Source organism: Streptomyces sp. NPDC004266 (assembly GCF_042874095.1).
GTDB lineage: Bacteria > Actinomycetota > Actinomycetes > Streptomycetales > Streptomycetaceae > Streptomyces.
In genome coordinates, this window is sequence record NZ_JBIAMM010000002.1 from 139,881 (window position 1) to 151,724 (window position 11,844).

General features: G+C 74.0%; 9 protein-coding genes. 3 read left to right on the forward strand and 6 right to left on the reverse strand.

Going from position 1 to position 11,844, the window contains the following annotated elements:
* Positions 1–20: 20 nt before the first annotated feature.
* The 4 genes from ACFYUZ_RS05345 to ssd are packed head-to-tail and all read right to left on the reverse strand — an operon-like array spanning position 21 to position 3,980.
* Positions 21–812: a type II secretion system F family protein gene (locus tag ACFYUZ_RS05345; protein WP_389306500.1), complete on the reverse strand. Its 792-nt coding sequence runs from the start codon at positions 810–812 to the stop codon at positions 21–23.
* Entirely contained in the window at positions 809–1,687 is an 879-nt protein-coding gene (locus ACFYUZ_RS05350; RefSeq protein ID WP_389306502.1) for a type II secretion system F family protein, read from the reverse strand. Before ACFYUZ_RS05350 ends, ACFYUZ_RS05345 begins: the two co-directional genes overlap by 4 nt.
* Positions 1,684–2,883 (reverse strand): TadA family conjugal transfer-associated ATPase, encoded by a 1,200-nt coding sequence (locus tag ACFYUZ_RS05355; RefSeq protein WP_389306504.1) that lies wholly within the window; start codon positions 2,881–2,883, stop codon positions 1,684–1,686. The genes ACFYUZ_RS05350 and ACFYUZ_RS05355 overlap by 4 nt, the downstream gene beginning before the upstream one ends.
* Positions 2,880–3,980: a septum site-determining protein Ssd gene (ssd, locus tag ACFYUZ_RS05360; RefSeq protein ID WP_389306506.1), complete on the reverse strand. Its 1,101-nt coding sequence runs from the start codon at positions 3,978–3,980 to the stop codon at positions 2,880–2,882. Before ssd ends, ACFYUZ_RS05355 begins: the two co-directional genes overlap by 4 nt.
* 477 nt (positions 3,981–4,457) lie before the next feature.
* Here ssd and ACFYUZ_RS05365 point away from each other — a divergent pair, with 477 nt between their 5' ends.
* A complete protein-coding gene (locus ACFYUZ_RS05365) occupies positions 4,458–5,324 on the forward strand; it encodes an HAD family hydrolase (RefSeq protein ID WP_389306508.1) in 867 nt (288 codons plus the stop codon).
* Between the two features lie 316 nt (positions 5,325–5,640).
* Here the strand turns inward: ACFYUZ_RS05365 and ACFYUZ_RS05370 are convergent, their stop codons facing one another.
* Positions 5,641–6,477, reverse strand: a complete 837-nt coding sequence (locus ACFYUZ_RS05370; RefSeq protein WP_389306509.1) for an oxidoreductase — start codon at positions 6,475–6,477, stop codon at positions 5,641–5,643.
* A 102-nt stretch (positions 6,478–6,579) separates the two neighbouring features.
* On the opposite strand from ACFYUZ_RS05370, the gene ACFYUZ_RS05375 reads away from it, so the two are divergent.
* Entirely contained in the window at positions 6,580–7,566 is a 987-nt protein-coding gene (locus ACFYUZ_RS05375) for an ATP-binding protein (protein ID WP_389306511.1), read from the forward strand.
* 94 nt (positions 7,567–7,660) lie between these two features.
* Here ACFYUZ_RS05375 and ACFYUZ_RS05380 read toward each other — a convergent pair whose 3' ends face one another.
* On the reverse strand, positions 7,661–8,962 hold the full coding sequence (locus ACFYUZ_RS05380; protein WP_389306512.1) for a hypothetical protein: 1,302 nt from the start codon (positions 8,960–8,962) through the stop codon (positions 7,661–7,663).
* Between the two features lie 287 nt (positions 8,963–9,249).
* Between ACFYUZ_RS05380 and ACFYUZ_RS05385 the strand changes: the two genes are divergently transcribed.
* Positions 9,250–11,622 carry a SulP family inorganic anion transporter gene (locus tag ACFYUZ_RS05385; RefSeq protein ID WP_389306514.1) on the forward strand — a complete coding sequence of 791 codons (2,373 nt, stop codon included), beginning with the start codon at positions 9,250–9,252 and terminating at the stop codon, positions 11,620–11,622.
* Positions 11,623–11,844: the final 222 nt, after the last annotated feature.

Here is an 11,844-nt window from a genome sequence, read left to right on the forward strand (position 1 = left end):
GTCTCGCCGTGCCGTCGCCCTCATCCGTGCAGCAGCCCCGTCGCGAGGCCGATCACCACCGGAGCCACGCCCACCGCCAGGAAGGCGGGCAGGAAGCAGAGCCCCACGGGCGCGCTGATCAGCACCTGCGCCCTCCGTGCCCCGGCCGCCGCGGCGCGGGCGCGGGTGGCGCGCAGGGCGGCCGCGTGCCGGGCGACGGCCTCCGCCGCCGGTGCTCCCGAGGAACCGGCCCGCTCCATGCAGCGGGCCAGCCCTTCGGCGCCCGGTATCGCGCCGAACCTCCCCCACACCTCGGCCGGTTCGCCGCCGAGCCGCAGCTCGGCGGCCGTGCGGGTCAGACGCTCGCCGAGCGGGCCGCCCAACGACCGGCCCACCGCCTCCGCCGCCTCACCGGGCCCGGCTCCGGAGGCGGCACAGGCCGCCAACAGATCTGCGGCGAGCGGAAGATGACGCACCGCCTCCCCCTCGTCGGCCGAGGGCCGCAAGGACCGCCGCGCCGCCCGCCACCTCGCTCCGGCTGCCACCAGGGCCCCCGCGCCCAGGCCACCGACCCCGCCGAACAGCACCCAGCCGACGCCGACGCCCACGAGGGGCGCCGCCCAGAACCGCATCCACGCCGGCAGCCCGCCCCGGGCCTTCCGGGGACGCGGTCCCCGGCTCGCGAGGAGCGCCCCGACCCGCCGCCGCGTACGGCGCGCCCGCAGCCCGCGCAGCACCTCGATGACCCCCTGCGCGCACAGGACCGCGGCCAGGAGCGCGAGGCCCGCCGCTCGAACGCCCTCCGGCACGTGGTGAACCGCTTCCCCGGTCACACCCGCTCCCCTCCCCGTACGATCCGCGCGGCCCACCACAGTCCGGCCGCCTCCAGCGCCCCGCCCACGGCCAGACAGCCCAGGCCGGCCGGTGTGTGCAGCAGCACCCGCAGCGGATCGGCGCCCAGGGCGGCGCCGAGGGCGAGTCCGGCCGCCGGCAGCAGGGCGAGGACCGTCACCGTGGCCCAGGCACCGGCCAGTTCGGCCCGCAGGCGGTCGCGCTGCTCGCGGTGGTCCCGCAGGGCGGCCTCCAGCCGGTCGAGCCCGGCGGCCAGGCCGGCGCCTCCGTCCACGGCCACCTGCCAGCAGGCCGCCATGCCCGCGAGCCCGTCGGCGCCGTCCTCCCGGGCCGCCCTCCGCAGGGCCTCCGGCACGTCCCCGCCGAACCGGGCCGCCGCCAGCACCGACGCCTCCGCGGCGCCGAGCGCGCCCGTCTCCCGGGCCGCGAAGGACAGCGCCTGCGCGGGCTGCCATCCGGCCCTCAACTCACCCACGACCGCGCCGCACAGGGCCACCACCCGCTCGGCCCGCGCCTCGCGCTCCTTCCTGCGTCCCACGGCCCGCAGCCGCCGCCCCACCAGGGGCACCGCGAGCGCCCCCGCCAGCAGCGGCAGCGGTGACTCGCCGAGGAGGGCGAGGACTCCCGCCGCCGGCAGGCACAGCCACGCGCGCCGCCCCCGCGACGCGGCCCACCACCGCCCGGCCACCGCCGGCCACTCCCAGCCGCCGTGCCCGCCGGTGCCCCCGCCCGCCAGCACCGCCCGCGCCCTGGCCGCGCCGCGCCGCCGCTCGACCGTCCACCACAGGGCGAGCACCGCGCAGAGCGCCGCCGCTCCCTGTGCCGCGCCTTGCACCGGCACCGTTTCGCCCGTCACCGCGATCCCCCTTCGATCAGCGCCCTCAGCCGCTCCCAGCCCCGCTCCCGCCCGAACCCGGCCGCACCCCACCGGAGCGCCGGCACCGTCCGGACCAGGCCGTCCCTGTCCCGCTCCAGGACGTGCGCCTCGGCGATCCGCCGCCGCCCGTCCCGGTCCCGTACGACGTGCAGCACGACCGACAGGCCCGCGCCCAGCTGGCTGTGCAGGGCGGCCCGGTCGAGTCCGGCAGCCGTCCCCAGGGCCTCGAGCCGCGCCGGGACGTCCGCGGCCGTGTTGGCGTGGACCGTTCCGCAGCCGCCCTCATGGCCCGTGTTGAGAGCGGCGAGCAGGTCCACCGCCTCACCGCCCCTGACCTCTCCGACCACCAGCCGGTCGGGGCGCATCCGCAGCGCCTGGCGGACCAGGTCCCGCAGGGTCACGAGCCCGGCGCCCTCCTGGTTCGCCGGTCGCGCCTCCAGGCGCACCACGTGCGGATGGTCCGGCCGCAGCTCCGCCGAGTCCTCGGCGAGCACGATCCGCTCCCGCTCCCCCACGAGCCCCAGGAGCGACGCGAGGAGCGTGGTCTTGCCCGTCCCCGTTCCGCCGCTGACGAGGTACGACACGCGGGCGTCGATGAGGGCCCGCAGGACCGGGGCGCCGTCCGGCGGCACGGTGCCCGCCGCGACCAGCTCCTCCAGGGAGAAGGCGCGCGGGCGGACCACCCTCAGCGACAGGCAGGTCGAGCCGACCGCGACCGGCGGCAGCACCGCGTGCATCCGGGTGCCGTCGGGGAGCCGGGCGTCGACCCAGGGCCGGGCGTCGTCGAGACGGCGCCCGGCCACCGCCGCGAGCCGCTGCGCGAGGCGGCGGACCGCGGCGGCGTCGGGGAAGGACACCGGGGCCCGCTCGAGACCGGTGCCCCGGTCCACCCACACCTGGTCGGGTGCGGAGACGAGGACGTCGGTGACCGCCGGGTCGGCGAGCAGCGGCTCCAGCGGCCCGGTGCCGATCAGCTCGCACCTCAACTCCTCCGCCGCGCCGAGCACCTCCGCGTCGCCGAGCAGCCTCCCCTGGGCCCGCAGAGCCGCTGCCACGCGCGCCGGGGTGGGCTCGGCCCCGCTCGCCGCGAGCCGCTGCCGCACGGCGTCGAGGAGCCCCGCCCCGCCGCCCGCGGCACCGTCCGCGCCCCAGGTCACGAGCCCCGCCCCGGTCACGCCTCACCGCCGACGCGGTCCCAGAAGGCGGTGCAGAACCGGCCGAGGGGTCCCCGGGGTTCGGCGCCCGGCGGCACTCCCGCGTCCTGGTCGGCCACGATCCCCGGGTCGTACGGGAGTTCACCCACGAGCGGCAGCCGCAGCGCGTCGGCGACCCACCGCTCGTCGAGCCCCGCCGCGTACGGACCGCGGACCACGGCGCGCAGGTCGCGCACGACCGGGCCGATCGTCGAGACCATCCGGTGGGCGGCCGCGACGGCCCTCAACTCCCCCGGTACGACGAGCAGTCCGAGGTCGAGCTGGGCCAGGGCCTCGGTGACCGACGGGTCGGATCCGCGCGGCAGGTCGACCACGACGGCCCCGCCCCGGCGGCGCGCGGCGGCGAGCACGGACCGCACCGCCTCGGGCGGCACCGGCGCCACCGCGTCCCGGCCCCAGCTGAGCACCCGGACGCCGCGCACCGACGGCAGGGACTCCTCCAGGGCGCCGCCGGCCAGGCGGCCCTTCGAGGCGGCGAAGTCGGGCCATCGCCTGCCCTCCTCGCGCTCGCCGCCGAGCAGCACGTCGAGGCCGCCGCCCAGCGGGTCCCCGTCGACGAGCAGCGTGCGGTGCCCGGCCCGCGCGGCGGCGAGCGCGAGACCGCAGGCCAGGGTGGAGGCACCCGCGCCTCCTCGGCCGCCGACGACGCCGACCGTCAGCGCCGCCCTGTCCGCTCCCTCGGCCGCGTCGGCGAGGCGGTCGACGAGGAGGCTCTCGGCGCCCGGGAGGCTCAGGACGCTCTCCGCACCGATCTCGACCGCCAGCCGCCACAGTCCCGGATCGTTCCGGTCACGGCCGACGAGGAGGGTCCCGGGGCGGCGCACCGCTCCCCGGCAGCGGGCGGCGGCGTCGTCGCCGATCAGGACGAGCGGCGGATCGGTCCAGCTCGCGCGCCGGTCCGGCACCCGGTGGTCCACCTGGGGATCGACTCCGGCGGCGGCGCACAGCCGCAGGAGGTCGTCGAGCAGCTCGAGGTCCTCGGTGACGATCAGCGGGCCGGCCCGGCGCGGTCCGTCCGGCCCCGCCCCGTCCTGCCCCGCTCCGCGTGCCGTACCCATGGCCCCGGAAGTCCTCGATGTCTCCACGGCGCACACCCCTCTCGTGATTCCTGCCGGCCGCGAACTTCGCGACAGGAATCACCGTGGGGCCGTCCTGGAAATCTTGCCGATCTCGCCGAAAAACTGTGGATAAGCGAGGGGCTGTGAATAACTTCGCCACCCCTTCGGGGGCTGTCCGGAACGCAGTCCACCGATTACTGTGAGTGATGCACCGAGAGCCGGGCGGGGCCTCGGTCGACTCGTGACCGATGAGCGGAAGGAAGGGAGCAGGCGATGGCACGCAGGGCCGAAATGGCTCCGGACATGCGACGACCCCCGCCGGGGGGGAGAGCGGGGGTCGTCTCTCCGGCCGACTCGGGGGGGGAGGAGCCGGACCGGGTTAGCACGGTCGCGAACGATCCGTGACTTCCATGGTGTACCCGAGAGCCTTCTCAGGCAAACCCACACGCCCGAGCGTACGCCGAATGGCGGGCACCTATGCTCGGGCTCGTGGAAAACCACTCCTTGCCGCGCACAGCCGCCTTCTTTGACCTGGACAAGACGGTCATTGCGAAGTCCTCGACGTTGACCTTCAGCAAGTCCTTCTACAGGGGCGGACTGATCAGCCGCCGCGCCGCCCTGCGGACGGCCTACATCCAGTTCGTCTTCCTGGCGGGTGGAGCCGATCACGACCAGATGGAGCGGATGCGTGAATATCTTTCCACGCTCTGCAAAGGCTGGAACGTCGCCCAGGTGAAGGAACTCGTCGCCGAGACCCTTCACGACCTGATCGACCCGATCATCTACGACGAGGCGGCCTCCCTCATCGAGGACCACCACGCCGCCGGCCGCGACGTCGTGATCGTCTCGACCTCGGGGGCCGAGGTGGTCGAGCCGATCGGCGAGATGCTCGGCGCCGACCGGGTCGTCGCCACCCGGATGGTGGTCGGCGAGGACGGGTGCTTCACCGGTGAGGTGGAGTACTACGCCTACGGGCCGACGAAGGCGGAGGCCGTGCGGGAGCTCGCGGAGTCGGAGGGCTACGACCTCTCGCGCTGCTACGCGTACAGCGATTCGGCCACCGACATCCCCATGCTGGAGGCCGTCGGCCATCCGTACGCGGTCAATCCCGACCGGACGCTGCGCCGTGAGGCCGTGGCCCGGGAGTGGCCGGTCCTGGCCTTCGACAAGCCGGTGCGGCTCAAGCAGCGGCTGCCCGAGCTCCGGATGCCGCCCCGCCCCACGCTCGTCGCCGCGGCGGCGGTCGGAGCGGCGGCCGTCGGGGCCGGACTCGTCTGGTACGCGGCGCGGCGTCGGCAGGCGGCCCTCACCCACCGCCTCGCCGACGACTTTGCCCGGATTTGAGGAATCGGCAGAGAAGTGGAGCCACCACTTTCGCTTCCCCCCGGACAGGAGTAGAAAGGAATCAGGCCCGCGAGACCGAGGACATCCGAGAGGATCACCTGTTGAGCATGAAGGCCCCACGGACCTAGCACCGAAACCGGGCACCCACGCGACGTCGACCCGTCGATTACGGGCCAGCCGCACCAGGCCACGGGCAAAGTTCCCGGCCTGATGGGCACATATCGAGGACGCTTGGTAACTGGGTGGACGTGCCAGCGGCGGTACCAGCACTGGTGCCGCCGCAACCCATTTCCGGACCCGGTCGGCCCCGCCGGGCTCAGGCGGCGCCGCGCTGGAGGGCCTCGCAGACGGCCGTCGATTCCCGGACTCCCAGCTCGACCGAGCGTCCGCAGTGCGCGATCCAGGCGCCCACGCCCTCCGGGGTGCCCGACAGGTACCCCTCGAAGGCGGCGAGGTAGGCGGCCCGGCCCTGTTCCGCGTGGCCGACCTCGGCCGGACAGATGGCCTTGGGGTCGAGGCCGCTGCCGACCAGCGCGATCCGCTCGGCCGCCCGCGCCACGAGACCGTTGTACGAGGTGAAGGGGCGCAGCGCGAGCAGTTCGCCGTGCACCACGGAGGCCGTGACGAGGGCCGGGGCCTCGCTGCCCCCGACGATCAGTTCGGCGAGGCCGTCGAGCCGTCCCGCGACCTCGGCGGGCGTGGGCAGCGGGAGGTCGATCAGGGGTTCGTCGACCGTCTCGCCGTCCAGCCGGGGACGGCCCACGGAGTCGCCGGCACCGGCCGGGAGGCCCGCGTCGCCGGCGGCGACCAGGTGCAGCCGGGCGAGCACGCGCAGGGGCGACTGGCGCCAGATGGAGAGCAGCTGCCCGGCCTCGGCGCCGAGGCGCAGGGCGGCACCGACGGTGCGGGCCTCGGCGTCGGCGCTGAAGTCGGTGCGCCGACGGACCTCTTCCAGGGCCCAGTCGGCCCCGGACAGGGCGGCCGAGCCCCGCGCGCCGCGCAGGGCCGCCTCGGAGGAGATCTCGTTGCTGCGGCGGCGCATCACACGGTGGCCGTAGACCCGGTCGACGGCCTTGCGTACGGAGTCCACCGCTTCGGCGACGCCCGGCAGGGAGCCGAGGGCGGCCAAGGGGTCAGAGGCGTGCGTACTCATAAGTAGGGAGGCTACGCGCCTCAAGGCCCCGCCCCACGATGGAGTGGTCTTCTTCACGCAGCTTGACCACGCACCGCTTTCATGCCACTACGCTAGGTGAACATGAAGATCGCTTTCGTGGGGAAGGGCGGCAGCGGCAAGACCACGCTGTCCTCGCTCTTCATCCGCCACCTCGCCGCCAACGAAGCCCCGGTCGTCGCCGTCGACGCCGACATCAACCAGCACCTGGGCGCCGCGCTCGGCCTGTCCGAGGCGGAGGCCGCCGCGCTGCCCGCGATGGGCGCGCACCTGCCGCTCATCAAGGAGTACCTGCGGGGCAGCAACCCGCGGATCACGTCCGCCGACACGATGATCAAGACGACGCCGCCCGGGGAGGGTTCGCGGCTGCTGCGGGTCCGCGAGGACAACCCGGTGTACGAGGCGTGCGCGCGTCCGGTCCCGCTCGACGACGGCGAGATCCGGCTGATGGCGACCGGGCCCTTCACCGAGTCGGACCTCGGGGTCTCCTGCTACCACTCCAAGGTCGGCGCGGTGGAGCTCTGCCTCAACCATCTGGTCGACGGGGCCGACGAGTACGTGGTCGTCGACATGACGGCGGGTTCGGACTCCTTCGCGTCGGGTCTCTTCACCCGCTTCGACATGACCTTCCTGGTCGCCGAGCCGACCCGCAAGGGCGTCTCGGTCTACCGCCAGTACAAGGAGTACGCACGGGACTTCGGCGTGGCGCTCAAGGTCGTCGGCAACAAGGTGCAGGGCCGGGACGACCTCGACTTCCTGCGCGAGGAGGTCGGCGAGGACCTGCTGGTGACGGTGGGGCACTCGGACTGGGTCCGTGCGATGGAGAAGGGCCGTCCGCCCCGTTTCGAGCTCCTGGAGGCGGAGAACCGCATGTCGCTCCAGGCCCTCCAGGACGCGGCGGACGACTCGTACGCCCACCGCGACTGGGAGCGCTACACGCGCCAGATGGTGCACTTCCATCTGCGCAACGCGGAGAGCTGGGGCAATGCCAAGACCGGGGCCGACCTGGCCTCGCAGGTCGACCCCGGCTTCGTGCTGGACGAAGGGCTCAGCGCCGTTCAGCCCGTCTAATCCCCGAGGCCCGGGCCCAGCACCGTTCAGCCCGTCTAATCCCCGAGGCCCGGGCCCAGCACCGTTCAGCCCGTCTGACCCCCGAGGCCCGGGCTCAGCGTCGTTCGGTCCGCTCGGCGCCCTTGGCCGGGGCGCCTGCCGGGGCGGCCGGCCGGGGGGCGAGGAAGGCCTTCCAGCCGCCCGCCGGCGCCTCGCCGACCTTCAGGGTGCGCATCTTGGCGATGACGTCGGGGTCCTGGGCGTCGAGCCAGTCGGCGAGCTGGCGGAAGGACACGCACTTGACGTCCTTCTGCACGCAGACGGTGGCGATGGTCTCCTCGACGGCCCGCATGTACGTGCCGCCGTTCCAGGACTCGAAGTGGTTGCCGATGATCAGCGGCGCGCGGTTGCCCCGGTAGGAGCGCTCGAAGGCCTGCACCAGGCCGTCGCGCATCTGGTCGCCCCAGTAGCGGTGCTGGGAGGGGTCGCCCTGGGTCGTACCCGACTGGTTCACCAGGAAGTTGTAGTCCATGGAGAGCGTCTGGAAGGCGCGGCCCGGGACGGGCACGAGCTGCATCGACAGGTCCCAGAGGCCCAGGTCCTTCTTGGGCCAGATCTGGTCGTTGACGCCGCTGGTGTCGTAGCGGAAGCCCATCTGGGCCGCCGCCCGGACGAAGTTCTTCCGGCCCTCCAGGCAGGGGGTGCGGGCGCCGACGAGCTCCTTGTCGTAGTCGAAGGGCAGCGGCTGCTCGGCGCGCAGGCCGGCGTTGGTCTTCCAGTGCTTGACGAAGGACTTGGCCTGGTTGATCTCGCTCTTCCAGTCCTCGACCGACCAGTTGTCGACGCCGCTCTCCTTGCCGCAGAAGTGGCCGTTGAAGTGGGTGCCGATCTCGTTGCCCTCCTGCCACGCGCCGCGCAGTTCGCGGACGGTGGCGCGGATGCCCTCGACGTCGTTGAAGCCGATGTCGGAGCGGCCGGGGCTGTGCTGCGGCGGGTCGTAGAGCTCCCGCTTCTCCTCCGGCAGCAGGTACACGCCGCTGAGGAAGTACGTCATGGTGGCGTCGTACTTCTTGCCGACCGCGCGGAAGTGGGAGAACAGCTTCTGGCTGTCCTCGCCGGCGCCGTCCCAGGAGAAGACCACGAACTGCGGCGGCGCCTCGCCGGGCTTGAGCTTCTGCCAGACCGGCTGGTGGGGCTGGGTGCCGGTGAAGGCGGTCGAGCCGTCGCCGATCAGCCGGGGCAGGGTCTTCGGGGCCGCAGCCGGGCCCTTCTTGGCGCCCGCGTCACCCGCGGCGCCCTTCGTGGCGGTGTCGTCGGAGCCCGAGCAGCCGGCGAGGCCGGTGGCGAGGGCGAGGGTGAGGGCGCCGACGGCGAGCGCCTTCTTCCGGACGGTGGTCGTTCTGCGGGCGGCTGACATCCGCGCACCTCTCATCAGATCCTCGGATTTCCGTACAAGCGGCGTAAACGTCGCACCACGAGGAGCGGGGTCCGTCAACGACAAGCGGCATGCGCACGCTCTGTCACCGAAACAGGTGAATGATTGCCCTGTTTGCCCCGAAAATAATGCCGCAGTCTTTACTCTCCATTACGATCCATTTACCGAGCGTTGATCCCCCACTCCGACACTCCGGAGGCCCTCGCCCGGAATCCCGCCGCTGCACCCCGCACGAGCCGCGACCGCGCCGCCCCGGAGGAGACGGGAACATGACCCTCTGCACCCCTGCCCGCACGACCAACCGGCCCCGGATCCAGCGACCCCACAGCCCGCCGGACGGGCCCCGCCGCTTCCGCCTCGCCGGCGCCGACGTCTCCGCGTCCGTCGCCGTCTTCCTGATCGCGCTGCCGCTCTCGCTCGGCATCGCCCTCGCCACCGGAGCCCCGCTCCAGGCCGGCCTGGTGGCCGCCGCCGTCGGCGGCCTCGTGGCCGGCCGGTTCGGCGGCTCCCCGCTCCAGGTGAGCGGCCCCGCCGCCGGACTCACCGTCGTGACCGCCGAGCTCATCCAGAAGTACGGCTGGCGCACCACCTGCGCCATCACCGTCCTCGCCGGCCTCGCCCAACTCGCCCTGTCGGCCCTGCGCGTGGCCCGCTCGGCGCTCGCCGTCTCGCCCGCGATCGTGCACGGCATGCTGGCCGGCATCGGCGTCACCATCGCCCTCGCCCAGCTCCACATCGTGCTCGGCGGCACCCCGCAGAGCTCCGCCGTGGACAACGCCCTCGGGCTGCCCGCCCAGTTGGCGCGCGCCCACCCTGAGGCGCTCGCCATCAGCGCCCTCACCGTGGCGGTGCTGCTGTGCTGGCCGCGCCTGCCGGGCCGTGCGGGGCGGCTCGTGCGGAAGGCCCCCGCCGCGCTCGTCGCGGTGGCCGGGGCGACGGCCGCGGCCGCCTTCGCCGGCTTCGCCGTGCCGCGCGTGGACCTGCCGTCCTGGAGCAGCCACGCCCTGCCCGGCCTGCCCGAGGGCCCGGTCCTCGGCATCGCGGCGGGCGTGCTCACGATCACGCTCGTCACCAGCGTGCAGTCGCTGCTGTCGGCCGTCGCGGTCGACAAGCTGGTCGCCGCGCGAGGGGACCTCGGCCAGACCGTCCCCCGCTCCCGTCTCGACCGCGAGCTCGCCGGACAGGGCGCGGCCAACATGGTCTCCGGGGCGCTCGGCGGCCTCCCGGTCGCCGGGGTCGCGGTCCGCAGCGTCGCCAACGTCTCGGCGGGCGCGGTGAGTCGGGCCTCGACCATGCTGCACGGCCTGTGGATCGTGCTCGCCGCCCTGCTGCTGGTGCCGGTGCTCGACCTGATCCCGCTGCCCGCGCTCGCCGCCCTCGTCATGGTGGTCGGCATCCAGATGGTCAGCATCACCCACATCCGTACGGTCACCCGGCACCGCGAGGTCGTCGTCTACGCGGTGACGCTGAGCGGCGTCGTCCTCATCGGCATCCTGGAGGGCGTCGCCCTCGGCATCGCCGTGGCCATCGCGGTCGCCCTGCACCGGCTCGCCCGCACCCGGATCACCCGCGAGGAGCGGGACGGCCGCCACCTGCTGCGCGTCCGGGGCCAGCTGACCTTCCTCGCCGTGCCCCGGCTCAGCCGGGCGCTGCACCAACTGCCGCGGGGCTCCGACGTGGTGGTCGAGCTCGACGGCTCCTTCATGGACCACGCCGCCTACGAGGCGCTGAGCGACTGGACCGCCGGGCACCTCGCCCACGGCGGGACGGTCGAGACCACCGGGCCGTCCGGTGCCCGGATCGCCGAGCCCGCGCCCGTCACCGACTCCGCCTCGCACCCCTGCTGCCGCCCCTGGACGCCCTGGCACAACCACCAGTGCGGGGAGGAGCCGACCGAGACCAGACCGACGACGGGGCTGCACCTCGCGAGCGGCATCGGCAAGTTCCAGCGGAACACCGCCCCGCTGGTGCGGGACGAGCTCGCGCGGCTCGCCCGGGAGGGGCAGCGGCCCTCGCAGCTCTTCCTGACCTGCTCCGACTCCCGCCTCGTCACCAGCATGATCACCTCCAGCGGCCCGGGCGACCTCTTCACCGTGCGCAACGTGGGCAATCTCGTCCCGCTCCCCGGCGAGGAGAGCGGGGACGACTCCGTGGCGGCGGCGATCGAGTACGCGGTGGAGGTGCTGCGGGTGGAGTCGATCACCGTCTGCGGCCACTCCGGCTGCGGCGCGATGCAGGCCCTGCTGGGCGGCAGCCCGGACGACCCGCCGACCCCGCTCCGCCGCTGGCTGCGCCACGGCCGGCCCAGTCTGGAGCGGATGGCGAGCCGGCGGCACGCCTGGGCCCGGATCTCCGGGCGCCTCCCGGCCGACGCGGTCGAGCAGCTCTGTCTGACCAACGTGGTCCAGCAGCTGGAGCACCTGCGGGCGTACGAGCCGGTCGCGCGCCGGCTGGCCGAGGGGACGCTCACGCTGCACGGGGTGTACTTCCACGTGGGCGAGGCCCAGGCGTACCTGCTCTCCGGGGCGGACGGGGTGCACGGCTACGACGACGTCTTCACGCGGGTGATGCCGATGGATTCCCTCGGAGCGGTGACCCGGGACATGCCCACGGACCACCTGGAGGCGGCGCGCGCGTCCTGAACCCGGCGCCCGCGCCACCGGCGACCACGACACCGGTGGCGCGCGTCCTGAACCTTCCGGTCCTCTCGGCCGTGAGACTGTGTGGCCCCTTCTCCCACCGCTCGGGAAGAAGGGGCCACCGCGCGTCATGCCGCTCACAGGTCTAAACCAATTTCCTGGATGCTCTTGTCACCCGGGCATCTGACTGGTGAGCTATGACGCGGGACACATACGCACAGAGGA

What these genes read in the sequence shown, in the direction of transcription:
- ACFYUZ_RS05370 (WP_389306509.1), bottom strand. Translation starts at nt 6,477, where the DNA reads ATGAGTACGCACGCCTCTGACCCCTTGGCCGCCCTCGGCTCCCTGCCG.
- ACFYUZ_RS05375 (WP_389306511.1), top strand. Translation starts at nt 6,580, where the DNA reads ATGAAGATCGCTTTCGTGGGGAAGGGCGGCAGCGGCAAGACCACGCTG.
- ACFYUZ_RS05385 (WP_389306514.1), top strand. Translation starts at nt 9,250, where the DNA reads ATGACCCTCTGCACCCCTGCCCGCACGACCAACCGGCCCCGGATCCAG.
- ssd (WP_389306506.1), bottom strand. Translation starts at nt 3,980, where the DNA reads ATGGGTACGGCACGCGGAGCGGGGCAGGACGGGGCGGGGCCGGACGGA.
- ACFYUZ_RS05365 (WP_389306508.1), top strand. Translation starts at nt 4,458, where the DNA reads ATGCTCGGGCTCGTGGAAAACCACTCCTTGCCGCGCACAGCCGCCTTC.
- ACFYUZ_RS05380 (WP_389306512.1), bottom strand. Translation starts at nt 8,962, where the DNA reads ATGTCAGCCGCCCGCAGAACGACCACCGTCCGGAAGAAGGCGCTCGCC.